This is a genomic window from Bartonella sp. P0282 (assembly GCF_048452985.1).
GTDB lineage: Bacteria > Pseudomonadota > Alphaproteobacteria > Rhizobiales > Rhizobiaceae > Bartonella > Bartonella choladocola.
The window spans coordinates 645,696-671,857 of the sequence record NZ_WTFO01000002.1; the positions used below are offsets into that span (position 1 = coordinate 645,696).

A 26,162-nucleotide genomic window follows, 5' to 3' on the forward strand; every position below is an offset into this window, starting at 1 on the left:
TGTCTGCCTTTTAGAGCATATTCATTGATCTGGAAACCACTTTTTAACGCCACTTTACCAATGTGATTTATTATTCGCTTTTTACATGGGCATCTGTTTCGTAACGCACAATGTGACCTTTATGAATATGTCCAATAACTGTAACCGCTCTTGAGATAAACAGCATATAAGTGCGTTCCGCCAAAACCGGAAAATGATTTCTATAACACGAAATATTTTTAAAGCTTGATGCAATGTCTACATTTGACATAGCTCTATTCCGGTTCTTCAAGCTCCTTCACTGGAGATGACGCGCCGTGAACGCCCGATTTAATTCCGATAATGCAATTTGTCTTCGGCCAACGGGATTTTACATTATCCGAAAACGAACGATAGCCATTCTATTTCCCCTTAACGACCGCTCGTCAATGCGCTTTTGCTACCGGATATTTTGCCTGATATTTTATAAGAAAGGAGCCGTAGCAAATTTTGCACAGCTCCTTATCAATCAAATAGTTTATAATTTCAAATTGCTATTTTTGCTTTATAAAGCCAACTTTCAAACCGCGGTTTCATCTGACAAAATTTAAACCGACATTTCATCTGACCGAATTTAAACCGGTTTTTACCCGACAAAAACAAACGACCTATATTCTGACGCCGTTTGTTTATTCGTGATGAACTAATGACGAGTGATAAAGCTTTTACTGAATTTATATTTCAATTTCATATTGTAGAAATCAAAATATCAAACCGCTTCGCTTTCACCATCTGATTCCGGACCGCCATTTTCCAGCAATTCTGTTGCAATCAAACCGGCGTTTTGCCGCAGGGCTGCTTCAATTTCATCAGCAACTTCCTTATTCTCACGCAAAAACTGCTTTGCATTTTCGCGCCCTTGCCCCAAACGTTGCGAATTATAAGAGAACCACGCACCGGACTTTTCAACAATTCCGACTTTAACACCGAGATCGATAAGCTCGCCAAGTTTGGAAATGCCTTCGCCATACATAATGTCGAATTCTACTTGCTTGAACGGAGGAGCAAGTTTGTTTTTGACCACTTTAACGCGTGTCTGGTTACCTACAACCTCATCACGATCCTTGATCGAACCGATGCGCCGAATATCAAGACGGACGGAAGCATAAAATTTCAAAGCATTGCCACCTGTCGTCGTTTCGGGGGAACCGAACATGACACCGATCTTCATACGGATCTGGTTGATGAAGATGACCATACAATTCGAACGGGAAATCGACGCTGTCAATTTACGCAGAGCCTGACTCATCAACCGGGCTTGCAGACCGGGAAGTGAATCCCCCATTTCGCCTTCGATTTCTGCACGAGGTGTCAAAGCCGCGACAGAGTCAACAACCAGAACATCCACAGCACCGGAGCGAACCAGCGTATCGGTGATTTCCAATGCTTGTTCGCCGGTATCAGGCTGTGAAATCAGAAGGTTTTCAATATCAACACCGAGCTTGCGGGCATAGACCGGATCAAGCGCATGTTCGGCATCAATAAATGCACAAATTCCACCACGCTTTTGAGCTTCGGCAATTGTATGAAGAGCCAAAGTCGTTTTACCGGAACTTTCAGGACCGTAAATTTCCACGATACGCCCTTTGGGAAGCCCCCCCACTCCGAGGGCAATATCCAGCGATAACGAGCCTGTCGGAACTGTTTCGATTTCTACAATATGCTTGTTATCGCCAAGGCGCATAATAGAGCCTTTGCCAAATGAACGTTCTATCTGGGATAGTGCGGCATCCAGAGCTTTCGATTTATCCACTGTTTTATCCTCAACGAGTCGCAATGTATTTTGTGCCATCTTACACTAACCTTTTCTATTATATGAAGCTAGAGCACTCATTTATTTCGTGATCTTTTTGTACACTATTTGTTCTCATTTTACAAGTGGGACAACTTGTTGTTTTTACATTATTATATATTTTTGTTCTAATAATGTTCTCACGACAAACAAGCTTGAATAAAACAAAACCGCCGCAAAAGGCGGCGGTTTTCAAAAGACGATGTTCCAACTGTTAAAATCAATAACCGTCCTGACGCAAGGGGGCAATCTGGATTTCTACACGGCGGTTTTGTGAACGGCCCTCGACAGTATCGTTCGACGCAATCGGGTTTGATGGCCCGTAGCCTTGAACTGCAAGACGTCGGCCATCAATACCTTGACTATTAAGATAATTGGCAACCGCGAGCGCGCGTCGTTGCGAGAGGTCCTGATTGTGTGCCAGACTTCCTGTCGAATCGGTAAAACCGAAAACATCGACGAGCGATTTGTTATATTTCTTTAAGACGATAGCGACAGAGTTCAACACCGGATAAAATTGCCCTTTGACTGAATCCTGATCGGTATTGAAGGTAATATTTCCAGGCATATTCAGGCGTATTTGGTCGCCATAACGGGTAACAGACACACCGGTTCCCTGCAATTGTTGACGAAGCTCGGCTTCCTGACGGTCCATATAATTACCAATAAGTCCACCACCGAGTGCGCCGACGCCTGCACCGATCAACACCGCATTTCTTTGGGCGTGGCTTGAACCACCCACCATCAGCCCGCCGAGAGCACCAGCTACGGCACCGATTGTTGCGCCAGTTGCAGTTTTTGATACCTGACTTTCACCGGTATAGGGATTCGTTGTTTCACATGCGGTCAAAAAACTGGCCGATAGAAAAAGGATGCCCAACTTTTTCAACATATTTGATAATCTCCGTTTAAAAGGATTCATTTAAATCTCCTGACGGAGATTATAGGGGGGATTTAGCAATTTTCATCGCACGAGTTTGAATTTTACCTGCTTATACCAAGTTTATTTTTGTCTGTTACGTTCTTTACGTAGTCTTTCCCACCATTCCAAGCGCTTTTTTATTTCACGTTCAAAGCCACGTTCAGGCGGATCATAATAATGCTGATGTCCCATTTTTTCAGGAAAATATTCCTGTCCTGAAAATGCGTCAGGCTCATCATGGTCATAATGATAACCTTCGTTATAACCTTCCTGTTTCATAAGTTTTGTCGGCGCATTAAGAATATATTTGGGCGGCATTAACGAACCGTTCTGGCGCGCCGAACGCATAGCCTTATTGAATGCCACATAACCGGCATTGGATTTGGGAGCGGTTGCGAGATAAATACAGGCTTGGGCAAATGCCAGTTCGCCTTCGGGTGAGCCAAGATAATCGTAGGCATCTTTCGCGGCGTTGGCAATGACGAGAGCCTGCGGATCTGCCAATCCTATATCTTCAACCGCCATACGCACGAGCCGCCTTCCGATATAATGCGGGTTTTCGCCTGCATCCAGCATACGCGAGAGATAGTAAAGGGCTGCATCGGGGTCCGAACCGCGTACCGACTTATGAAGAGCAGATATGAGATTATAATGCCCATCCTGCCCTTTGTCATAGATCGCCGCACGTTGCTGGACAATCTCCTGCAAGGTTGTTTCATTGAACACCTCGCCTGTCCGTGCGGCTCTCCATAGCTCTTCTGCCATTGTAAGTACGGCGCGACCATCTCCATCGGCCATACGTACCAGCATATCACGGGCCCCCTCGTCGACAGGAAGTGGCTTGCCTTCTATTTTTTCGGCTCTTTCAAGAATTGTTGCCAGACTCTTTTCATCAAGTGAATGGAATGTCAGCACACGTGCGCGCGAAAGTAACGCCGCATTAAGCTCGAAAGACGGATTTTCCGTTGTTGCCCCCACAAGAATAACCGTGCCATCTTCCATAACCGGCAAAAAACTATCCTGTTGTGCACGATTGAACCGGTGTATTTCGTCGACAAACAGCAACGTCTGCCTGCCGGACATCCGTCTTGCGCGCGCACTTTCAAATACTTTTTTTAGCTCGCTCACACCGGAAAAAATTGCCGAAATCTGCTCGAAAGCGAGTTCCGTTTCATTTGCAAGTAATCTTGCAACAGTTGTTTTTCCTGTACCGGGTGGTCCCCAGAAAATCATTGACCCCATCGAACCGGAGGCGATCATTCTGCTTAATGCGCCTTCCGGACCGGTGATATGTTCTTGCCCGATAACTTCTGACAGATGTTGAGGCCGCATACGCTCGGCAAGCGGTTTGGTCTTGTCCATCTGCAAATCGGTCGTAGCTGAAAAAAGATCGTTAGCCAAAAAAATACCTCAACGTACAAATTGCCGAACCAACATGCCATTCCGTTCATATTCAAGCTGCCAGATACGCGGTTGACCATTTGAAAGAATTTTTTTCAAATCGGCAACTGTCTTGACTTCCTTGCCATTGAGACCATGGATAATGTCTCCGCGCTGAAAGAGACCGGCGGCATTGCTATTATCGTCGACATTATTGATTACAACACCTGCCGCATCTGGTGCTACATGAAACCGGCGTGCATTCATTGGCGTCAAATTCATAACTTCGGCACCGGTAAAAGGAGTATTTCCTGTCAATTTTTCCGGACGTAAAACCTCGTTTTCGGGAACCGAAGTGAGAGAAATAGAGGTCTTTCCGGTCTCGCCATTTCTCAGATACTCAATATCGAGCGTATGACCGATTCCCGTTGTCATCAGGCGGTAACCAAGGCTGTCCGGATTATCAATACGCACATTTTGTGCCTTCAAAATAACATCACCGATTTTAAGACCGGCTTTTTCAGCAGGGCTTCCCTTTGCAACATCAATAATAATGGCGCCATAAGGTTGAGCCATTCCCAAACCTTCGGCAACATCTGCCGTTACATTTTGAAAAGAAGCACCGATATAGGGAGGTTCAAATGTCTGCTCGCCTCTTTTTACCGCATCAAGAACGGTTTTTACAAGATTTGCCGGAATTGCAAAGCCGATACCGACCGACCCTCCCGATTGGGAATAGATAGCCGTATTGATGCCAATCAGCTCGCCTTTCATATCAATAAGCGCGCCGCCCGAATTACCGGGATTGATCGGAGCATCTGTCTGGATGAAAAAGTCGAAATCGGATATTCCCACGCGGGTACGTGCCTGCGCCGATACGATGCCACTTGTAACAGTTTGCCCGACGCCAAAGGGGTCGCCGATTGCCAAAACGAGATCGCCTACCTCGACCGCATCTGAATCACCGAGCGGCAAAACCGGAAAAGGTGCGCCCTTGGGCGTAATTTTCAGGACAGCTATATCGGTCGCTTCATCTTTAAGCATAACTTTACTTTCAAATTCGCGGCCATCCGACAAAGCAACCTTGATTTCATCAGCATCACGAATAACATGATAGTTCGTGACAATCAGACCGCTCTCATCGACTATCACGCCCGACCCCAGAGATGACTGTTTGCGCGAGGGTGCATTTTTGAACGATTGTCCGAAAAACTGTTCAAAAAACGGATCATTGGCAAAAGGTGACCGCGCACGAACGATTCTTGCAGCATAGACATTCACAACCGACGGTGCGGTCTTTTTAACCAGAGGCGCGAAACTCAATTTGATCTCTGCTTGCGACTGCGGAACTTCTGCAAGACCGGCTTGAGGTCCAATGAGTGCTAGAAAGCTGCACAGGCCAATAATCTTAAACAAAAGTTTCATCATCGCTTCCTTACACCAGTGTGCGTCTTATGATTTGCCCAAGAATTTTTTGATCATCGCTTTTCTGCAACTGTAAAATCCTTGCCCACATTCATTCAAACAATTTCTATGTTATTAATAATTTTTGGCAAAAGAACGATATCAAATACAATTTATCAACTGGGTTGTTTGGAGCAAAGAAATCGAAAATTTAAGAAATTGGAAAAGCGTAGTTGAAACGAAGGAATGTCACCAGCTTGCCGTCTGAAAATTCTTCCTTCGATTCTCTTTAAACGACCGGGAACATACCGCCTTTCGTCTATTAAATCACTTTTCTCGTGCCTTCGACTGTTATTTTACTCTGTCGGCGCTTATAATTAAATAATATTTCCACGCCACATTTTAGAATTGCTTTTGTCTATCAATTCAGGATTAGTGTAAAATTCAATAGTTTCACGCTATCTGCATCACTCCAGAACATTTATGCCTAATATTTTCAATTTTTATGAGCAAAATAATTATTTCGTATTATGTGTTTTAATTTTAAAAAAGAAAATATCAAAAATTCTATCCATATATTTAAAAAAACAATTAATTAAACTTTAAATTTCAAAATATTTTTATTATTTTATACATATTTTATTTTCTCAATTTGTATTTTTTCAACACAATAATATTTTTTATTCGTTTAAATTAAAAATAACTTAATATTATTATTGAATAATAATATGTTTCATTCAATAAAAGTGACAAATCGAAGATTGCATATTCGCTTTGTTATTTTGCGACTTAAACGATCAATAACGGAATTAGCCATCATTATTTCTCTCATATTCACCGAAACCACAGAGCACGCCTTTCAGTGTTCCATAAGAAAAAACCCATTTTCCTTCTCAATGGCACCTTACTTTATAAAGGAAGACTTTAAGGATAAATCCGATCACATTTTAACCTTTTCAGAAAGCTAGTCAACATCCCTTGCTCTATTGCGCCGACCAATACGACAACAACGAACTTATAAAGCTTTTTAATTACATTCAATCATTCATTGCCTATCGCTGTTTATTATCGAACACGAGCCCAATTTATGTTTTTTCATTAAAAAGATCGGATGGCGCACATATTGCACTTTTTTCTTTGTCGCACGAAGTAAAATGTGTCGATGAGCGGCGGCGCGTTATGAGCGGCATTATCTACGCCATCAAACGAAGTTTGCAATGAAAAGACGCCCCATAGGCTGGCTCCAATAAAATACTCTCTGACCGTTTTATCCGTTGGAGAGGATTTAGGCGTATTTGATTGCATTTCCTCTTTTTCGGCAAGGGCTGAGACCGCGAATCATTATGACGATGCAACATATCTCAAGGCGCACCGCATAGTCGCAACCCTTTACAGAAAAGAACTGTTCCTCGCTATTTTGGTCGCACAAAATGCAGCTTAAATTCCAAACTGCATAGTGTTTGCCATGAAACGGACAAACCTAATTTCCCATTATTGTCAAAAGGCGGGATGAGGGACAATAAGAGGGCCGTTCTCTCGTTGCTCTGAATAACTGATGTCAGGGAATTTATGGTAGATCCGGGTTATGATGCCGACCAGTTCAGACAAACTTTGCATACCAAGAAGCTCCCCCCAACAATGGTTAGAAGTATGCAAACTTCTTTCAACAAGCGAAGCTATCAGCTTCGCCACTAAAACCGAGAATCTATTTGCCAAATTCAAAGTCTGGCAGCGTGTTGCCGTATGGTATGACCAATGTGCACTCACTTTTTCTCGGCTATATGCGTCGCCGCTACAGTTGCCTTCTATTTTAATTAATGCGTATGCTCCTAAAGATATGAATCTTGTTGAATTTTGGATTTTATTTTAAAATAAAATCTATAGATATAGTCTGATAAAATAATAAATTGATGTGTTAATCGTCAAAATTACTTCTATATATAGAATATGCAGGCGAGACGATAGCTGTGATGTTTAGGAAGAGAATCAATGACTACTGAGCAAAAGCCGCAACTTCATTTTGATATAAGCACTGGTCTTAAAAGTATACTCGGTAGTGAACTTATAACGGATGACGAAGTTGCGATATTTGAGTTGGTAAAGAACTCGTTTGATGCGGGGGCGAGTTTGGTTGAGCTTTATTTTGACAAGTCAAAAATCATAATCGCTGATAATGGAAAAGGCATGTCTTATGATGATATTAAGCGCAAATGGCTCTTTGTTGCCTATTCAACAAAACGTGAATCTAATCAGAAAACTAGTTTTCGTGATGATATAGCAGAACGTCGGCATTACGCGGGAAGCAAAGGAATAGGAAGATTTTCATCAGATAGACTTGGATCGTTGCTTCACTTGCAAACTCGGCCAAAATCAGAAATCGACGGACCAGTTCATTGCATCATTATTGATTGGGATCGCTTTGATAAGGACCATAAAGAACACTTTGAGAATATTGAACTAAGTTATGTTGCTCGGCCAGAGGGATTTTTGCTTCCTGATAACCTTAACGTTCCAAATTATGGAACGGCAATAACTATAGAAAAAACACGACAGGCCTGGGACCGTGATAAAATCCTTAAATTAAAGGCGGCTTTGGCAAAATTGATAAATCCATTTGGTACAAATGTAGATAAATTTGCAATTATAATTCATGCTCCAATTGAAAAGGCAACGGACCAGCATGAAGCCGCACGAGCCGCAAATAAAGGGGGAGAGGTGAATGCAAACTCTATTGTAAATGGTGCGGTTGGCAATTTCATTTTCGATACCTTGCGAGAAAAAACGACTTTTATAGAGGTTAACATTGACAGTGATGGAAAACATATTGAGAGCAAACTGGTTGATCGCGGTGAACTAATCTATCAAATACGAGAGCCAAATGAATACCCTTTGCTCGTAAACTCGGGATTCAAATGTCAGGTCTATTTTTTAAACCAATCTGCGAAAACTACTTTTGCACGTCGTATGGGCGTTCCTTCGGTTCAGTTTGGTTCTGTCTTCCTCTTCAGAAATGGTTTTCGAGTTTATCCGATCGGTGAAGAGTTTGATGATTGGCTTGGAATGAACCGAAGAAAAACGCAAGGATATGCACGTTATTTGGGCACACGTGATGTCATTGGGCGTATCGATGTGTCAGGAACTGACGAAGATTTTCAAGAAGCATCCAGTCGGAACGCCGGACTTATAGAAACACCAGCAGTGGCCCAACTGCGTAAGTGTTTCCGAGACCAATGTCTGGTTCGTCTCGAACGTTATGTTGTACCGGTTACCTTTGTTGATAAAGAAGATAAAAACACTAGTGATGTTTCACGGCTTTTAACCGATCCAGGACGTGCTCGCGTTACAGAAGCTGTGGCAAAATTAGTTGATGATAAAAATGTTGAACTATTGGATTATAGTAAAAAATTAATAGGAATTCTCAGTGAACGTTCGGCCCAATTTGAGGCCTCATTAAGCAACTTGCGTGCTATCGCTGAAAAGACAAAAGATAAAAATTTATTTGACAATATAAAGGTAGCAGAAAAGCGTTTTGAAGAGCTTCGAGAAGCTGAAGAATATGCTCGTAAACAAGCTGATGAGGAAAGACGAGCAAAAGAAACAGCTCAAGCTCGTGCTTACTTCGCGGAGAAAGCAATTGCTGAAACTCAGGAGCAATTGGACGAAGAGCGAAAGCGAAACCTTTTCCTATCTTCTATATCTACACTTGATACCGACACAGTCCTATCATTACACCATCAGGTCACGATATATGCGGCAGCAATTAAACAGAAAATTGAAAATTTTTTGGTAAAACTATCGGCATCCAAAACTGTATCTTTTACTGAGGTTATCGACGTTTTAGACGCAATTTCGTTTCTTAATAGCAAAGTTCTTGGCGTTTCAAAATTCGCGACTAAGGCCAATTTTAGGCTTGATTCAGAAAATATTGATGCTGATCTTGGGGAATATATAAAGCAATACATAAACGACGTTGCAAAGGACTTCCTGTCAGGCCCGCTGACGATAAGCGTTGAAAGTGATGATAAAGGCTTTCAACAGCGGTTCAAGCCAATTGATATATCAGTGGTGATTGACAACCTAATAACCAATGCACGAAAAGCGCGGGCTACATCAATCAAGTTTGAAATAAGCCATCCTACGAAATCGACAATACATGTCAAAGTGAGCGATGACGGAAAAGGGTTTGATTCAAATATTACTGATCTTGAGCGTTTATTCGAAAAAGGTTTTACAACCACCGATGGTTCAGGTTTGGGGCTTTACCACGTTCGGCAAGTGCTAGGTGAAATGAACGGTACTATTGAGCCAATGACTCCGGATGGTCGGAATGGGGCGTCCTTTCTTATTAGGATTGCCAAATGAGATTAGACTTTAATGTACTTTGGGTTGAAGATCAGCCCGCGAATGTTACAGATCAAGAGGATCGTATCAGCCATCTCATACGTAAGCATGGTTTCCGACTTTCCGTAGAGTTTGCTAAGACAGTCGATGAAGCTGAGGAGTATTTGGCCGACGACATTTATGGAGACCATATTGATCTAGTCTTGATGGATTATGATCTCGGTGAAGGTAAAGAAGATGGTATGGACGGCCTAAGAAAAGTAAGAAAAAAATTTCCCTATAAAGATATTATATTTTATTCAGCAAATCAGAATTTCCGAGAGATAAAGGAAAAGGCGCGGAAAGAGATTGAAGGTTTGTTTATTAGTCAGCGAACAGATCTTCCTGACGTTGTCGCAGGGGTATTCGAGAGCCTGATAAAAAAGGTGTTGGATATTGATCATTCACGCGGAATTGTAATGGGTGCAACAAGCGACATCGATTACATGATATTTCGCAAGATTTGTGAAATTTTCAATTGTTCCCCCGATAAAGAAAAACAGGAAATCATAGAAAAAATAATAGAAAAAGTAGGAAAAAAGAGTGTAAAGTTTGAAGAAGATATTAACGAATATAAAGAAATTCTTAAAAAAATAAAGAAAAACTTAAGTGATATTGAACATATAAAAAAGTATCATTGGATTTACACGAGTATTGATTGTTTCCACTTATTTAAAGAACTAATTGAAAATTCTGAACAATATAAAAATAACGAAGATAAATTTAAATTTTACCATGACAAAATAATAACACAACGTAATGATCTGGCACATATGACCGTTGAAAAGGAAGGTTTTACCTGCACTTTTTTTAACCGTAAAGGTGAAAAGATTACCTCGGAAGATATGACAAAGCTTAGAACTGCGCTCCTAGATTTCCAAGATCTATTGGACGAAATATAAGTTTTTTAGCTAATCGATTTCGCGAAGTAATTTAGCAAGAGATACGCCAATCGCTTCCGCAACCAGAGGGGGAACTGCATTTGCGACCTGAGTGAATCTGGGAACTTCCATTTTTCTTCGTTGTCCACCGGTCGTATATTTTCCTTTAAAAGCATACCAATCTGGAAAACTTTGAAGCCTTGCATTTTCTCGCACACTAAGAGTACGCGGTTCGGAATAGTGAATCAAGTCATCTGGCATGCTCGTAATAGTTGGCGATGGTGCATCAGGGTCAAGCACACGAATAGCATTTTTTTTAAGACCAAAACTTGCTTTAATATCGGGTGACAACGACCTATTTAATCGGCCATTAGCGTAACAGAGATCAATGATTTTTGCAAAACGAGCTGAAATTTCTGGATGGTGTCGTGCCAACCGGGTGTCATGAGGAATACCTTCACATCCGTTGTTCATCAATGTCTGATAAGTAGTAAGTGGGCCATTATAAGCAATATCTTTAAAGCCCTTAGTATCACGGCTTGGTATAATACCGTTACGCGAAACTTCCAAATCGGAAATTGCTGCCTTAGTGGGTATTGGCGTGCAATTAATACCTTTACGGCTAAGAAACATTTGACGGTCGCGTTCAATTTTGTTGAAAAAATCCACTCGATCTAATCCAGTTCCTTTCCGAAAACCTACAATAAAAAACCTATGACGTTTTTGTGGAACACCGAAGGAAGATACGTCGATCATTCTCGTTGAAACCACGTAATCTTTACTCAGTGTATTTACAATCCAACGCGCATAATTCAATTTTTCTCCATTTAGTAGGCTACCCTTAAAGTCAGTAGTAATACCACGGACATTTTCAATTAAAACCACTCGCGGTTTCAGAAGATCGACGAATGTAAAGTATTCCTCCACAAGGCGGTTGCGCGGATCATTAGGGTTACGCTTACCCGCCGATGAGAAACCTTGACATGGTGGGCCCCCAACCAATAAATCTACAGTATCAGCATATTTAGCTAGTTGAAATCTCTGAGTTTTAATTAAGTCCGCTACGTTAATCGCCGCTTTCGGAAGCCATTTTGGCCAAGCAAATTGAAACGAACTATTTGACGCTATTAAATTATCATGCAATGTTTGAAACGCATTGACGTCACGTTCAATTGCAAAAAGTCCTTGCCACCCAGCTTGCATTAAGCCTAAACTTAATCCACCACATCCTGCAAAAATATCTATAAATCTATATCTCGGCATTAGACTAACGGCCATCTAAGGTAAATTAGCTTACGAAACCTTCATACTGTCCTCAACGAGGTGCTGCGCACAACATGTCGACGATTATCGATAAACGTTTTATTTAATTCATCAAGAAATTAGACAAACTTTTTCTAAAATTGGTATATAAATCGTATATTGATTATCATTGATAACTTCACGCTGCAATCTCTAATAACAATTGTCAATTATTCCTTATCATAGAAGCGTGTTTTTTATACGCAAAAGTGGTCAACTGAAACCAATGACTTATGTCTAAAACTAGACTTGAATGACAGGAGGACATATCAATACTACTTGTACTATAATAGTTAGCTTGGACACAGGGCCTATTAATTTTATTGTTTTCCTGTTTGATTGAATTACGATTGATTGGTCGTATGAGGGAGGAATAACCAATAAGTGAGTTGTTTTACTTAACTAAGATCGCATGGCGCGTACATCTCCCTTTTTCCATTGTCACACGGAGGAACGTGTGCCGATGACTGGCAGCGCATTATGAGCCGCATTGTCTATGTCATCAAACTAGGTTTGCAGTGGAAAGATGCCCCCTCGGCTCACCCGAATAAAACGCTCTATAATTGCTTTATCCGTTGGAAATGATTTGGCGTATCTGGCCGCATTTCTCCCACCCTCTTATCCGGCAAGGCCCAAAACCGCGATGCATTATGATCGACGCAACGCATCTCAAGGCGTATCACACTGCCGCACACCGTTTAAAAAAAGGAGATGTTCCTCACCATATTGGCTGCGGCTCTATAGGTAGCTTGAACTCCAAACTGCCTAGTATCTGTAATAAAATTGATAAATCTATTTGGCTGCTAATGTCGAAGGCCAGATGAATAACGATAAGAGCCCTCTCCTGTTGCTCCGATTAACCGAGGTCAGAAAATTTATTGCAGATCGGGGGTATAATGCCCATTGGTTCAGCGAGGCCGCCTATCAGGAAGATTAAGCCTGGCATTTCCTCCAACAAAAACTAGAACCACGCAAATCTTCTTCATGAGGCGAGCCTATCAACTATGCAACAAAACCAGCGATTCTCTTTACCAAGATCAAAGACCGGCGGCTGATACAACTCGCTATGATCGATGTGCAGACAGGCTTTTCTCGGCTCGATACATCGCCTTTATAGTCATTTTCTATTCTGATTGATGAGTCCCGAGCCTCGTTCGGCAATTTAACGACTTGCCAAAGATCGTAGACAATTCAAATTGCAGATGTTTCTAGTTTTACAGACTACGCCATTTTCGGCATTTATATTGGCATTCAATTTTCTTCAGCAATATTTTCGTGATAGCAAAATTCCGGATATTCAATGTTGAAAACCATTCAATGGTTTCATTTGGAAATTCTTCCATTTTTCGATTTGGGAACATCCATGTCATTCAAATTAAGATTTAATAGGCAAGCGAATTATTTACCGCCAGACCTACAAGCCAGCAAATTCGAGCAATAATTTTAATTCGGGCAATACTCGCAATCTCAAACAAGAACGAGCGTAATGAAGAAAAAGCTTTTTCCAAAATGAAGTTACAATACCAAATTTTTTAAAGTTTAAAAAAGTTGTTTCCCGCATTTCACAATCAAAAAACGGAATTCTAGAAAACCGATGAAAACGCAAATAAATTAAGACAATAAAAAACCCGCTTTGACAGCGGGTTTCTTTTAATTATCAATCATTTTTCAAATGATAGCCAATCAAGCTGCTTCTGTTTCCTTGGCAGCAGCTTCAACACGTGCTTTGTCAGCCGCACCTTTGGCATTTACGTCGCGTTCTACAAATTCGACGACAGCCAACGGAGCATTATCACCCTGACGGAACCCTGCTTTCATAATACGAAGGTAACCACCATTGCGATTTGCGTAACGGGGAGCCAAAGTATCAAAAAGCTTTGCTACCTGCTTTGCATCGCGAATTGCCGAAATGGCTTGACGGCGAGCATGGAGACCTCCACGTTTGCCTAATGTTACCAATTTCTCGACAATCGGGCGGATTTCTTTTGCCTTTGGAAGCGTCGTCACGATCTGCTCATGCTCGATCAGTGACGTTGCCATATTGGCAAACATCGCCTTACGGTGACTAGCAGTGCGGTTCAGCTTGCGGCCTGATTTACCATGGCGCATGAGCCTTCTCCTTAATTTCTAACTCAGTATTGATCTTCATAACGTTTTGCAAGGTCGTCGATATTCTCTGGCGGCCAAGCGGGGATTTCCATACCAAGATGAAGCCCCATTGACGCGAGAACTTCCTTGATTTCATTAAGTGACTTACGACCAAAATTCGGCGTACGCAGCATTTCTGCTTCCGTTTTCTGGATAAGGTCACCAATATAAACGATATTGTCGTTTTTAAGACAATTGGCCGAACGAACCGAAAGCTCCAGTTCATCCACTTTCTTGAGCAATGCGGGGTTGAATGCAAGCTCGGAAACCTGCTCTTGCGGAGCTTCTTTCTGCGGTTCTTCGAAATTGACGAAGACAGAAAGCTGGTCTTGCAGGATACGGGCAGCAAAAGCTACAGCGTCTTCTGCACTAACCGCACCGTTCGTCTCGACAGTCAGGATCAACTTGTCGTAGTCGAGAACTTGACCTTCGCGTGTGTTCTCGATCTTGTACGAAACTTTGCGAATGGGCGAATAGAGGCTATCAACGGGAATAAGCCCGATTGGAGCATCTTCATTACGATTGCGATCGGCAGGAACGTAGCCCTTACCGGTGTTGACCGTAAATTCCATTCTGATCTCGGCACCCTGATCGAGCGTGCAAATCACATGTTCTGGATTGAGAATCTCGACATCGCCGACTGTCTGGATATCGCCTGCCGTGACAACACCCGGACCTTCTTTGCGAACAACCATCCGTTTCGGACCTTCGCCTTCCATGCGGATAGCGATTTCCTTGATATTCAGAATAATATCTGTAACGTCTTCCCGCACACCGGGTATCGACGAAAATTCGTGCAACACACCATCAATCTGCACAGCAGTAATTGCCGCACCGCGCAAAGAAGACAGTAATACACGCCGTAAAGCGTTACCTAATGTCAAACCAAAACCACGCTCCAGCGGCTCGGCGATCACAACAGCTTTGTTAGAACCACCCTGCGTCTGAAACTCGACTTTGTTAGGCTTAATCAGTTCCTGCCAGTTTTTCTGGATCATATTCCTATTCCTGTCCTTTACTTCCGTCACCATTCAGCCGTGACGGCCAGCTTGAACGCCAGAGCCAAGCTCTGACACCGAAAAACAACCGGATTAAACGCGGCGTTTCTTACGCGGACGGCAACCATTATGCGGAATGGGTGTCACATCACGAATAGATGTAATAATAAAACCTGCAGCCTGAAGTGCTCTCAAAGCTGATTCACGACCGGAACCCGGTCCGCAAACTTCCACTTCGAGAGACCGCATACCGTGATCTTGCGCCTTTTTTGCACAATCTTCTGCTGCTACCTGAGCGGCAAAAGGTGTCGATTTACGCGAGCCTTTAAAGCCCTGTGCACCGGCAGACGACCAGGAAATCGTATTTCCTTGGGCATCGGTAATTGTTATGAGCGTGTTATTGAATGTCGAATTGACATGGGCAACGCCCGACGAAATATTTTTACGTTCGCGACGGCGAATACGCGTAGGCTCTTTGGCCATAATTTTCCTTTCACTGATCTCTGCACCGCCGTATTTCCAGCGGCTACACCTTATTGACCCCGACCAACATAATAAAAGAAACTATTATTCGTTCTATGAAGCCAGTTGGGGCAAAAATTATTTTATCTATTATTTCTTCTTACCGGCAATAGCCCGTGCCGGGCCTTTGCGGGTACGCGCATTGGTATGTGTACGTTGACCGCGAACCGGCAACGAACGACGATGACGCAAACCGCGATAGCAACCAAGATCCATGAGACGCTTGATATTCATCGAAACTTCGCGGCGAAGGTCACCTTCCACCTGATAATCGTGATCGATAGCTTCACGGATTTGAAGAACTTCAGCATCCGAAAGTTCACTCACACGGCGTTCAGCAGGAATACCGACTTTATCAACGATTTCTTTAGCAAATTTCGGTCCAATCCCGTGAATGTACTGAAGAGCGATAATAACGCGCTTATTCGTCGGGATGTTGACGCCAGCAATACGAGCCACGCCTGTTCTCCTTAAATTAAATTTCAACCATTTGCACTTTAGTCAACACTGAACTAAAGCACAAACCGACCAGAACCGCACACAATGCCGATTCCAATCATCTCTCAAAAAAATGAAATTGTGCTGTCTTTGACGGATTTCGCCGGAAAAGTCAACTCCTCTTTCACTTATATGACAGACTGTTATCAGTGAAGTGCTTTTTCGATTGCAAGTGTGACATCCTTGACAGAAGCCATACCATCAATTTTCTTCAACAGTCCGGTTTTTTCATAAAACTGCGACAAGGGAGCAGTTTTATCACTATATTCTACGAGCCGCTTCGCAAATGCTTCCGGATTATCATCGGAGCGCACCTTGCCACCTGCGGCAATGGTTTCTGCAACGCGCGTCTTCATACGATCAACAAGTGCATTCCGATCAACAACAAGTTCGATCACTGCGTCCAGTTTCGTATGTTTGCTATTCAGAATTTCCTGCAAAGCCTCTGCCTGCCCTACCGTTCTCGGATACCCGTCAAGGATAAAGCCTTTTGAACAGTCCGGCTCGTCAATCCGCTCCGAAACAATCTGGTTCACAATCTCGTCGGAAACCAGCCCGCCGGCATCCATAATCGACTTTGCACGTTTACCGACTTCTGTTCCGGCAGCAACAGCCGCACGCAACATGTCACCTGTTGATAGTTGCGGTATACCGTATTTTTCGGTCAAAATCTTTGCCTGAGTACCCTTACCGGCACCGGGCGGTCCTAAAAAGATCAGTTTCATCTATTTCTTTTCCCGCTTCTGAGTTTTGATTTCTTAAGCAAGCCTTCATATTGGTGAGCGACGAGATGCCCCTGAATTTGTGCAATTGTATCAAGTGTAACAGTCACAACGATCAAAAGCGACGTACCACCAAGATAGAACGGAACATGCAAGGTCGACATTAAAAATTCCGGCAACAGGCAAACTAGAATAATATAGATAGCCCCTACAACGGTAATGCGTGTAAGCACATAATCAATATATTGCGCTGTCCGTTCGCCAGGTCTTATTCCGGGAATAAAGCCTGAATGTTTTTTCAACTGGTCGGCTGTGTCTTTCGGATTGAAAACAATGGCCGTGTAAAAGAAACAGAAAAATGCCATAAGCCCCGCATAAACCACCATATAAAGCGGCTGCCCATGGCTTAACGAAAACGAAATCGTTTGCAGCCAATGAGGCATGTTTTGCGAAAAATTATTTATCGTTGCCGGTAGCATCAAAAGTGACGACGCAAAAATGGGAGGAATGACACCGGCAGTGTTAAGCTTCAACGGCAAATTCGATGTATCGCCTTTGAACATCCGGTTACCCATCTGACGATTGGGATATTGAATAATTATCCGGCGTTGCGCCCGTTCCACAAAAACGATAACAGCAATAACCGCAATACAAATAACAATAATAAGAAGCAACATGAACGTTGAAAGATCGGCTTGCGCATGAGCTGTTAAAAGCTGCGCAATCGCTGAGGGGAGATTTGCAACAATGCCTGCAAAAATAATGAGCGATATACCGTTACCAATTCCGCGAGAGGTGATTTGCTCGCCCAGCCACATCAAAAAGATCGTGCCGCCGGTCAGTGTAATAACAGCACTGATTCTGAACATCATTCCGGGTTCGGTCACAATCTGCAGACCCGTTCCCATTCCGCTCTCAAGAGCAATCGCAATACCATAAGCCTGGATCAACGCCAGAAAAACAGTTCCATAACGGGTATATTGATTAATAATCTTTCGCCCCGTCTCGCCTTCCTTCTTCAAAGCTTCAAGCGAAGGGATCACGGAAGTCATCAACTGCACGATGATCGACGCTGAAATATATGGCATAATGCCGAGTGCAAAAATCGCCATACGCCCGACAGCACCACCGGCAAACATATTGAATAGACCCAAAACGCCGGATGCGTGCTGGGCAAATGTCTGTCTTAATGCATTAACATCGATTCCCGGCATAGGAATGTAAGTACCGAAACGATAGACAAGCAATGCACCCAAAGTAAACCAGATACGTTTCTTCAGTTCGGTAGCGCGCGAAAATGCGCCAAAATTAAGATTGGAAGCCAGTTGTTCTGCGGCAGATGCCATAAAATCTCTCCGGTTTTAATTCACGGCAAAATACCGTGAAAATCAACACATGCTTTACCCCCCTGCGCAAAAAAACGCAAAGAGAAACAACGCCTGTTAAAGCTATTTTAACTCAAGGCCGTTTTGCCTGATAAAAATAATTTTTGCAACATGAAATAATTCATAAAAAAAGGTCTGGAATGAACGTTTATCACGTCACACCAGACCAGAACTGTTCAAGCGAATGAATTATTCGGCAGAGTCACGAAGATTAACAACGCCACCGGCCTTGCTAACTTTTTCAATCGCGGCTTTGGAAGCGCCGGCAATGTCAAATGTCACTTTGGCTTTCAATTCACCATCCGAGAGAAGCCGAATGCCATCTTTTTCGCGACGGATAATGCCGGCAGCTTTCAACGCTGCACCATCTACCGGCTTTGCAGCATCCAATTTCCCGGCGTCGATAGCAGCCTGAATACGGCCAACCGATACTTCATTGAAGCTTTTTGCAAAAATATTGTTAAAACCGCGTTTCGGCAGGCGACGGTAAACAGGCATTTGCCCGCCTTCAAAACCGTTAATAGCCACACCTGAACGTGCTTTCTGGCCTTTAACACCGCGTCCGGCAGTCTTACCCATTCCGGAACCGATGCCGCGTCCTACTCTTTTGCGATTCTTTGTAGCGCCTTCTTGATCGCGCAGTTGATTGAGTTTCATGTTCTTTACTCCTACAATCCTCAGCCTTCATCCACAACGCGGACGAGATGCTCTACTTTTGCAATCATACCACGCACAGCCGGGGTATCGTTCAATGTGCTGCGGCGATGCATTTTGTTAAGTCCAAGCCCCTTCAACGTGGCACGTTGAACTTGCGGACGACGAATCGGGCTGCCGATTTGCTCGACAGTAACCTTTTTGCCATTATGGGTTTTTTTCCCAACCATTTTCAAATTCCTCTATATCGCAAGTTCCACGAATTACTCTTCATTGCCGATCAAGCTTTGACGACGGGCCTGCAACGTCGAATATTTAATGCCGCGCTGGGCAGCAATATCCTTCGGATGAACCTGACGTTTCAACGCATCGAATGTCGCGCGAATCATGTTGTAAGGGTTCGATGAACCGAGCGATTTTGCAACAACATCCTGCATACCGAGTGTTTCAAAAACAGCACGCATCGGACCACCGGCAATGATACCGGTACCGGCAGCAGCCGATCTCAACAATACACGTCCGGCACCATGACGCCCTTCAACATCATGATGAAGTGTACGCCCCGAACGCAGCGGCACATAAATCATTTCATGCTTGGCTGCTTCTGTCGCTTTACGAATTGCTTCAGGCACTTCGCGAGCTTTGCCGTGACCAAAACCGACACGACCCTTCTGGTCACCAACAACAACAAGAGCAGCAAAGCCGAAGCGACGACCACCCTTTACGACTTTGGCGACGCGATTAATATGGACGAGTCTGTCAACAAACTCGCTATCACGTTCCTCATGACGCTCATCACGATTGTTACGTTCTTTTTGTGCCATTCCTAATTCCTTTTTCTTTTCCGGAAGCACTTATCAAAAAAGAATTCCTCCAAAAAGAGGAATTCCTGGGCGAGAAGCCCGAAAAATCCGGGCCGACAATTTTAAAAGCTCAAACCACCTTCGCGGGCTGCATCGGCAAGAGCCTTGATACGACCGTGATAAATATAGGCACCACGATCAAACACCACGTCCTTGACACCGGCAGCTTTTGCCCGTTCGGCAATAAGCTTGCCAACTGCTGTTGCAGCTTCCACATTGGCACCACCTTTAAGCGAGGAACGAAGTTCCTTATCCAAAGTTGAAGCCGATGCGACTGTACGACTGTGAAGATCATCAATGATCTGAACATAGATATTCATATTCGAGCGATGAACGCTCAATCTCAAGCGGCCGTTAGCGACTGCTTTAACTTGCCGGCGAACGCGCTGTGCGCGGCGCTGAAGTATTTCTTTAGGCGAAGCCATGACCCAAGTTCCTTATTTCTTCTTGCCTTCTTTGCGAACAATACGCTCGTTCGCATATTTGACACCCTTACCTTTATAAGGTTCTGGTCCGCGATATTCGCGAATTTCCGCAGCAACCTGCCCTACTTTCTGCTTATCAATACCTGAAACCAGAATTTCAGTAGGCTTGGGCACGGCAACTGTAATGCCTTCGGGAACATGATAAACGACATCATGACTAAAACCCAAAGAAAGCTGAACATTCTTGCCTTGCATCGCAGCACGATAACCGACACCGTTTATTTCAAGCTTTTTCTCGAAGCCGCTCTTAACACCTTCAATGATATTTTCAATCATCGAACGGGACATACCCCATTTAGAACGTGCTTCCTTGGTTTGGTCACGTGGCGTGACATGAACCACATTATCTTCCAATTTGAGATGAACTTCATCATCAGCGACAAAACTCAACTCGCCCTTCGGCCCCTTGACCTTGATCGCCTGCCCGTCAACTGAAGCAGTAATGCCAGCCGGGACATGAATCGGTTTTTTTCCAATACGTGACATTGTTATAACCTATCTTTCTAGCTTTCTCCGACATCCATTAGAAGATGCGGCAAAGAAGCTCCCCACCAACATTCTGCTCACGAGCCTCATGATCGGCCATCACACCTTTCGGAGTTGAAAGGATCGAAATGCCGAGACCGTTTGCAACTTGTGGAATAGACTTCACTGAAACATAAACGCGGCGACCGGGCTTTGAAACACGGGAAATTTCCCGAATAACCGGTGCACCATCGAAATATTTCAATTCAATTTCAAGTTCCGATTTTCCGTTCTCGAAATCGATCTGGCTATATCCGCGGATATAACCTTCTGTCTGAAGAACGTCGAGAACACGCGCACGCAACCGGGACGCAGGAGTCGAAACTCTGGTTTTTTTACGTCCGAGCGCATTACGAATGCGGGTAAGCATATCTCCAAGAGGATCTGACATAGACATTTACAAAACTCCTCTTACCAGCTTGATTTGACAACGCCCGGAATATGACCGAACGAACCAAGATCACGCAATGCAATACGCGACATTTTAAGCTTGCGATAATAACCACGCGGACGACCGGTTACTTCACAGCGGTTGCGAATACGAACCTTTGCAGAGTTACGAGGCAACTCTGCAAGTTGAATAGATGCACGGAACCGCTCTTCAAGCGGAACCTTCTGATCCATTATAATTGCTTTCAGACGCGCACGACGTGCGGCATATTGCTTAACCATCGCACGACGATGATTGTTCTTCTCAACGGCACTTGTTTTGGCCATAATTTTACCTCGCTACGCTTGCCGTTACGCACGGAACGGAAAATTGAAACCACGCAACAATTCACGTGCTTCATCATCCGTTTTCGCTGTCGTACAAACGATGATATCCATACCCCAGATCTGATCTACCTGATCGTAGTTAATTTCCGGGAACACAATGTGTTCTTTGATACCCATGGCAAAATTGCCACGACCGTCAAAACTTTTAGGATTAAGACCACGAAAATCGCGAACGCGTGGCAAAGCAATCGTTACCAGACGATCCAGAAATTCGTACATACGGTCTCTACGCAATGTTACTTTTGCTCCGAGAGGCATTCCTTCGCGAACTTTAAACGTCGCAACAGAATTACGTGCATGTGTAACAATAGCTTTCTGCCCGGCAATAAGGCTCAAATCCTCGGCTGCTCTGGCAGGTTTCTTGGAATCCGCAGTTGCTTCGCCAACACCCATGTTGAGAACAACTTTCTCGACACAAGGAACCTGCATACTGTTTTCGTATTTGAACTTTTCTTGCAGGGCTTTGCGAACAACTTCGACATAATGCGTTTTCAAACGCGGCGCTTGAATCTTATCAGCCATCGATCAGATCTCCCGAACGCTTGGCAACGCGAACCTTCTTGCCGCCTTCTTCGATACGAAAGCCGACACGTGTAGGCTTTCCGTCCTTAGGATCAGCAATAGCCAATTTTGAAATATGAAGTGGAGCTTCTTTGGAAATAATACCGGCTTCCTGAGTTTGGGTCTGACGCTGGTGGCGCTTGACCATATTGATACCGCGAACAATGGCAGTATTTTCTTCAGGGTTAACCTTGATTACTTCACCGTTACGCCCTTTATCCTTACCGGAAAGGATGACGACTTTATCGCCTTTACGAATTTTATTCATCGCAACGGCTCCCTATAAAACTTCTGGCGCGAGCGAAATAATCTTCATGTGATTCTTACCGCGAAGTTCACGGGGAACCGGTCCGAAGATACGAGTACCGATCGGCTCTTTCTTATTATCAACCAAAACAGCAGCGTTTTTATCAAAACGAATAACACTACCATCTGCGCGACGAATATCCTTGGCAGTACGTACTACCACGGCTTTCATCACATCACCTTTTTTTACGCGGCCACGAGGGATAGCTTCTTTGACCGAGACAACAATAATGTCGCCGACAGAAGCATATTTCCGTTTCGAGCCGCCCAGCACCTTGATGCACATGACACGACGGGCGCCGGAATTATCCGCGACGTCGAGGTTTGTTTGCATCTGAATCATGACTGGCCGCCTTCTCTTAATGTTTACGTCCGGCAGTGCATTTGACACATTCGGACTTGCCTGTCAAATTATGATTAAGACTTTTTCAAAACAAAATGTTGGGCACAAAAATACCCAACCTTCTGTCTGTAAAAAAATCCGATTGATTAAGCAGCGCCGTCTTTTACAACGACCCAGCGTTTATCTTTGGAAATTGGCTTGGATTCCTGAATAAAAACCTCGTCACCAACTTTGAACTCGTTGTTTTCGTCATGCGCTTTGTACTTCTTCGACTGGCTGACAGTCTTCTGTAACAGCGGGTGCGAATAGCGCCGCTCTACTTTGACTACAACAGTCTTGTCGTTCTTATCGCTGACGACAACGCCTTGCAGAATGCGTTTAGGCATGTCTTAACTTCCTTAAGCCTTGCTTTCGGCCGCCTTCTGGCGGGCGATTGTTTTTATGCGTGCGATATCACGGCGAACCTGTTTAACGCGCGCTGTTTTTTCCAACTGACCGGTTGCTTTCTGGAAACGCAGATTGAACTGCTCTTTCTTCAGCTTGGCCAACTCATCATTCATCTGATCGAGCGTCTGAGCCCGTACTTCTGCGGCTTTCATCGCTTAGTCCCTTTATTCAGCTATACGCTGGACAAAACGTGTTTTAATCGGAAGCTTTGATGCACCCAATCGTAACGCTTCCCGTGCCACATCTTCAGGTACGCCGTCAAGCTCAAACATGATACGTCCTGGTGCAACACGTGTTGCCCAATATTCTACTGCGCCTTTACCTTTACCCATACGGACTTCGGTAGGCTTCGATGATACCGGAACATCCGGAAAAACGCGAATCCACACACGACCGGCACGCTTCATCTGACGTGTGATAGCACGACGAGCCGCCTCGATCTGACGTGCAGTAACACGTTCGGGCTCCATGGCCTTAAGGCCGTAAGCACCAAAATTAAGTTCCGTACCGCCTTTAGAAACGCCATGAATACGGCCTTTAAACTGCTTACGGAACTTTGTGCGCTTTGGCTGCAACATTGTTCTCTACTCCAAATCCTGTTTTGCCCGTCTAAAAATCAGGCGTTTTCACGACGGCGGTTCGTGTTTGAACCTTGATTATCGCCTTCCATAGCACGGCGTTCGGAAGCCATCGGGTCATGCTCAAGAATTTCACCCTTGAATACCCAGACTTTCACACCGCAAATACCATAGGCAGTATTGGCTTCGGCTGTACCGTAATCAATATCCGCACGCAAGGTATGAAGCGGAACACGTCCTTCACGATACCATTCCATACGGGCAATTTCAGCACCGCCCAAACGACCACCACAATTGATACGGATACCTTCGGCACCAAGACGCATAGCTGACTGGACAGCACGCTTCATAGCACGACGGAAAGCCACACGGCGTTCCAATTGTTGTGCAATCGACTGGGCAATCAATTCGGCATCAATTTCCGGCTTACGGACTTCGACAATGTTCAAAGCCGTATCGGCATGTGTCATTTCAGACAATTTGCGACGCAACTTCTCGATGTCGGCACCCTTCTTACCAATGATAAGACCAGGACGAGCCGAATGAATGGTCACACGGCATTTCTTGTGCGGACGTTCGATAACAACTTCCGAAATCGCAGCCTGTTTCAATTCGTCCATAACATATTTGCGGATTTTCAAATCCTCATGCAACAGCCGACCATATTCGCCTGTATCAGCATACCAGCGAGAATCCCATGTGCGGTTGATACCGAGACGAAGCCCGATTGGATTGATCTTCTGACCCATTATGCGGCCTCCTCTTTATCGGACACTTCACGAACAACAATTGTAAGATGAGAGAACGGACGCAAAATTCTGCTTGCGCGACCACGGCCACGCACATGAAACCGCTTCATAACAATTGATTTACCGACAGAAGCTTCCGCTACGATAAGCGAATCGACATCCAGATCGTGATTGTTTTCTGCGTTCGCAATCGCAGATTCCAACGTCTTTTTCACCGTATCGGCAATGCGCTTACGAGAAAACGTCAAATCTGCAAGAGCTGTATTAACCTTTTTACCGCGAATCATTGCTGCTACAAGATTGAGCTTCTGCGGGCTTACACGAATTGTGCGAGCGACTGCCTTTGCTTCATTATCTTTAAGCTGGCGCGGAGCCTTAGCTTTGCCCATTATTACTTCCTCTTCGCTTTCTTGTCCGCACCGTGACCATAATAGCTGCGGGTGGGAGCGAACTCACCGAACTTATGTCCGACCATTTCTTCCGAAACAGAAACAGGAACATGCTTGTTTCCGTTGTAAACACCAAAGGTCAGGCCGACAAATTGCGGCAAAATCGTGGAGCGGCGGCTCCACATTTTTATAACCTCGTTACGACCGCCGGCACGTACCTTCTCAGCTTTCTTGAGAAGATAGCCGTCAACAAACGGTCCTTTCCATACTGAACGAGCCACTTCAGACTACCTCTCTTACTTCTTGCGTTGATGACGTGAGCGCATAATGAATTTATCAGTCGCTTTGTTCGAGCGTGTACGCTTACCCTTTGTAGGCTTGCCCCAAGGCGATACCGGATGACGACCACCAGAAGTACGGCCTTCACCACCACCATGCGGGTGATCTACCGGGTTCATCGCAACACCACGAACGTGCGGACGTTTACCGCGCCAACGGGCACGACCCGCTTTACCATCATTGATATTACCATGATCCGAGTTAGAAACTGCACCAACCGTTGCGTAACAACCACTGGCAACCAGACGCTGTTCACCCGAATTGAGACGCAGAATAGCCATTCCCTGATCGCGACCGACGAGCTGGGCGTAAGTACCGGCTGAACGGGCAATCTGCCCACCTTTACCAGGCTTCATCTCGACATTGTGGATAATCGTTCCAACAGGCATATTGCCAAGAGGCATCGAGTTACCGGGCTTAACGTCAACATTCAAACCGGCAACAACTGTGTCGCCGACGCCCAGACGTTGCGGAGCGAGAATGTAGCTCAGATGACCGTCTTCATAACGAATAAGCGCAATAAACGCTGTGCGGTTCGGATCATATTCCAAACGTTCCACTTTCGCAGGCATGTCGCGTTTCAAACGCTTGAAGTCCACAAAGCGATAAGTTCTCTTATGACCACCACCCTGATAACGGGCAGTTACGCGACCGTGATTATTACGACCGCCTTTCGACGACAGACCTTCGGTCAGCGCTTTCACAGGCTTGCCTTTGTAAAGACCTGAACGATCTACAATGACAAGCTGACGCTGCCCTGGCGTGGTCGGATTAAAGTGCTTGAGTGCCATTAT

The 26,162-nt window shown here is 44.4% G+C and carries 31 protein-coding genes; 2 read left to right on the top strand and 29 right to left on the bottom strand.

Going from position 1 to position 26,162, the window contains the following annotated elements:
* Positions 1-70: 70 nt before the first annotated feature.
* From GQS64_RS08155 to GQS64_RS08175, 5 genes are all read right to left on the bottom strand, one after another.
* Positions 71-250: a hypothetical protein gene (locus GQS64_RS08155; RefSeq protein WP_198231233.1), complete on the bottom strand. Its 180-nt coding sequence runs from the start codon at positions 248-250 to the stop codon at positions 71-73.
* Positions 251-727: 477 nt separating this feature from the next.
* Positions 728-1,810, bottom strand: a complete 1,083-nt coding sequence (recA, locus tag GQS64_RS08160; protein WP_077992491.1) for a recombinase RecA — start codon at positions 1,808-1,810, stop codon at positions 728-730.
* Positions 1,811-2,030: 220 nt separating this feature from the next.
* The gene (locus GQS64_RS08165; RefSeq protein WP_077992493.1) at positions 2,031-2,702 is read right to left on the bottom strand and encodes an OmpA family protein; all 672 of its coding nucleotides are present in this window, start codon (positions 2,700-2,702) and stop codon (positions 2,031-2,033) included.
* A gap of 111 nt (positions 2,703-2,813) precedes the next feature.
* On the bottom strand, positions 2,814-4,094 hold the full coding sequence (locus GQS64_RS08170) for a replication-associated recombination protein A (protein WP_077994571.1): 1,281 nt from the start codon (positions 4,092-4,094) through the stop codon (positions 2,814-2,816).
* A 48-nt stretch (positions 4,095-4,142) separates the two neighbouring features.
* A complete protein-coding gene (locus GQS64_RS08175) occupies positions 4,143-5,540 on the bottom strand; it encodes a DegQ family serine endoprotease (RefSeq protein ID WP_369805240.1) in 1,398 nt (465 codons plus the stop codon).
* A gap of 1,965 nt (positions 5,541-7,505) precedes the next feature.
* Between GQS64_RS08175 and GQS64_RS08180 the strand changes: the two genes are divergently transcribed.
* Complete coding sequence (locus GQS64_RS08180; RefSeq protein ID WP_198231235.1) at positions 7,506-9,878, top strand: ATP-binding protein; 2,373 nt, start codon at positions 7,506-7,508, stop codon at positions 9,876-9,878.
* Complete coding sequence (locus tag GQS64_RS08185) at positions 9,875-10,798, top strand: response regulator (RefSeq protein ID WP_198231236.1); 924 nt, start codon at positions 9,875-9,877, stop codon at positions 10,796-10,798. The genes GQS64_RS08180 and GQS64_RS08185 overlap by 4 nt, the downstream gene beginning before the upstream one ends.
* A gap of 9 nt (positions 10,799-10,807) precedes the next feature.
* Here the strand turns inward: GQS64_RS08185 and GQS64_RS08190 are convergent, their stop codons facing one another.
* From GQS64_RS08190 to rplB, 24 genes are all read right to left on the bottom strand, one after another.
* Positions 10,808-12,040 (bottom strand): DNA cytosine methyltransferase, encoded by a 1,233-nt coding sequence (locus tag GQS64_RS08190; protein WP_198231237.1) that lies wholly within the window; start codon positions 12,038-12,040, stop codon positions 10,808-10,810.
* Positions 12,041-13,762: 1,722 nt separating this feature from the next.
* Positions 13,763-14,188: a 50S ribosomal protein L17 gene (rplQ, locus tag GQS64_RS08195; RefSeq protein ID WP_077992496.1), complete on the bottom strand. Its 426-nt coding sequence runs from the start codon at positions 14,186-14,188 to the stop codon at positions 13,763-13,765.
* A gap of 23 nt (positions 14,189-14,211) precedes the next feature.
* Entirely contained in the window at positions 14,212-15,225 is a 1,014-nt protein-coding gene (locus tag GQS64_RS08200; RefSeq protein ID WP_198231238.1) for a DNA-directed RNA polymerase subunit alpha, read from the bottom strand.
* 93 nt (positions 15,226-15,318) lie between these two features.
* Positions 15,319-15,708: a 30S ribosomal protein S11 gene (gene rpsK, locus GQS64_RS08205; protein ID WP_075870499.1), complete on the bottom strand. Its 390-nt coding sequence runs from the start codon at positions 15,706-15,708 to the stop codon at positions 15,319-15,321.
* Between the two features lie 129 nt (positions 15,709-15,837).
* Positions 15,838-16,206, bottom strand: coding sequence for a 30S ribosomal protein S13 (gene rpsM, locus GQS64_RS08210; protein ID WP_075870498.1), 369 nt, complete (start codon positions 16,204-16,206; stop codon positions 15,838-15,840).
* Positions 16,207-16,391: 185 nt separating this feature from the next.
* Positions 16,392-16,970 (bottom strand): adenylate kinase, encoded by a 579-nt coding sequence (locus GQS64_RS08215; RefSeq protein ID WP_077992500.1) that lies wholly within the window; start codon positions 16,968-16,970, stop codon positions 16,392-16,394.
* Entirely contained in the window at positions 16,967-18,313 is a 1,347-nt protein-coding gene (gene secY, locus GQS64_RS08220; protein ID WP_077992503.1) for a preprotein translocase subunit SecY, read from the bottom strand. Before secY ends, GQS64_RS08215 begins: the two co-directional genes overlap by 4 nt.
* 228 nt (positions 18,314-18,541) lie before the next feature.
* Positions 18,542-19,009: a 50S ribosomal protein L15 gene (gene rplO / locus GQS64_RS08225; protein WP_198231239.1), complete on the bottom strand. Its 468-nt coding sequence runs from the start codon at positions 19,007-19,009 to the stop codon at positions 18,542-18,544.
* 20 nt (positions 19,010-19,029) lie between these two features.
* Positions 19,030-19,236, bottom strand: a complete 207-nt coding sequence (gene rpmD, locus GQS64_RS08230; RefSeq protein ID WP_077992507.1) for a 50S ribosomal protein L30 — start codon at positions 19,234-19,236, stop codon at positions 19,030-19,032.
* 33 nt (positions 19,237-19,269) lie between these two features.
* Positions 19,270-19,830, bottom strand: a complete 561-nt coding sequence (gene rpsE, locus GQS64_RS08235) for a 30S ribosomal protein S5 (protein WP_077992509.1) — start codon at positions 19,828-19,830, stop codon at positions 19,270-19,272.
* A gap of 101 nt (positions 19,831-19,931) precedes the next feature.
* Entirely contained in the window at positions 19,932-20,294 is a 363-nt protein-coding gene (gene rplR / locus GQS64_RS08240; RefSeq protein ID WP_077992511.1) for a 50S ribosomal protein L18, read from the bottom strand.
* Between the two features lie 12 nt (positions 20,295-20,306).
* Positions 20,307-20,840 carry a 50S ribosomal protein L6 gene (rplF, locus tag GQS64_RS08245; RefSeq protein ID WP_077992513.1) on the bottom strand — a complete coding sequence of 178 codons (534 nt, stop codon included), beginning with the start codon at positions 20,838-20,840 and terminating at the stop codon, positions 20,307-20,309.
* 37 nt (positions 20,841-20,877) lie between these two features.
* A complete protein-coding gene (rpsH, locus tag GQS64_RS08250) occupies positions 20,878-21,276 on the bottom strand; it encodes a 30S ribosomal protein S8 (protein WP_077992515.1) in 399 nt (132 codons plus the stop codon).
* Between the two features lie 14 nt (positions 21,277-21,290).
* Entirely contained in the window at positions 21,291-21,596 is a 306-nt protein-coding gene (gene rpsN / locus GQS64_RS08255) for a 30S ribosomal protein S14 (protein WP_077992517.1), read from the bottom strand.
* Between the two features lie 24 nt (positions 21,597-21,620).
* On the bottom strand, positions 21,621-22,178 hold the full coding sequence (gene rplE, locus GQS64_RS08260; protein WP_077992521.1) for a 50S ribosomal protein L5: 558 nt from the start codon (positions 22,176-22,178) through the stop codon (positions 21,621-21,623).
* Positions 22,171-22,485, bottom strand: coding sequence for a 50S ribosomal protein L24 (gene rplX / locus GQS64_RS08265; RefSeq protein WP_077992523.1), 315 nt, complete (start codon positions 22,483-22,485; stop codon positions 22,171-22,173). Before rplX ends, rplE begins: the two co-directional genes overlap by 8 nt.
* A gap of 12 nt (positions 22,486-22,497) precedes the next feature.
* Complete coding sequence (rplN, locus tag GQS64_RS08270) at positions 22,498-22,866, bottom strand: 50S ribosomal protein L14 (protein WP_008039971.1); 369 nt, start codon at positions 22,864-22,866, stop codon at positions 22,498-22,500.
* 146 nt (positions 22,867-23,012) lie between these two features.
* A complete protein-coding gene (gene rpsQ / locus GQS64_RS08275; RefSeq protein ID WP_077992524.1) occupies positions 23,013-23,252 on the bottom strand; it encodes a 30S ribosomal protein S17 in 240 nt (79 codons plus the stop codon).
* A 12-nt stretch (positions 23,253-23,264) separates the two neighbouring features.
* Positions 23,265-23,465: a 50S ribosomal protein L29 gene (gene rpmC, locus GQS64_RS08280; protein WP_077992526.1), complete on the bottom strand. Its 201-nt coding sequence runs from the start codon at positions 23,463-23,465 to the stop codon at positions 23,265-23,267.
* Positions 23,466-23,477: 12 nt separating this feature from the next.
* A complete protein-coding gene (gene rplP / locus GQS64_RS08285) occupies positions 23,478-23,891 on the bottom strand; it encodes a 50S ribosomal protein L16 (RefSeq protein ID WP_077992527.1) in 414 nt (137 codons plus the stop codon).
* 38 nt (positions 23,892-23,929) lie between these two features.
* Positions 23,930-24,640, bottom strand: coding sequence for a 30S ribosomal protein S3 (gene rpsC / locus GQS64_RS08290; RefSeq protein ID WP_077992529.1), 711 nt, complete (start codon positions 24,638-24,640; stop codon positions 23,930-23,932).
* Complete coding sequence (gene rplV, locus GQS64_RS08295) at positions 24,640-25,029, bottom strand: 50S ribosomal protein L22 (protein WP_075870483.1); 390 nt, start codon at positions 25,027-25,029, stop codon at positions 24,640-24,642. The genes rpsC and rplV overlap by 1 nt, the downstream gene beginning before the upstream one ends.
* Before the next feature lie 2 nt (positions 25,030-25,031).
* The gene (gene rpsS, locus GQS64_RS08300) at positions 25,032-25,310 is read right to left on the bottom strand and encodes a 30S ribosomal protein S19 (RefSeq protein ID WP_075870482.1); all 279 of its coding nucleotides are present in this window, start codon (positions 25,308-25,310) and stop codon (positions 25,032-25,034) included.
* A 15-nt stretch (positions 25,311-25,325) separates the two neighbouring features.
* Entirely contained in the window at positions 25,326-26,159 is an 834-nt protein-coding gene (rplB, locus tag GQS64_RS08305) for a 50S ribosomal protein L2 (RefSeq protein WP_077992531.1), read from the bottom strand.
* Positions 26,160-26,162: the final 3 nt, after the last annotated feature.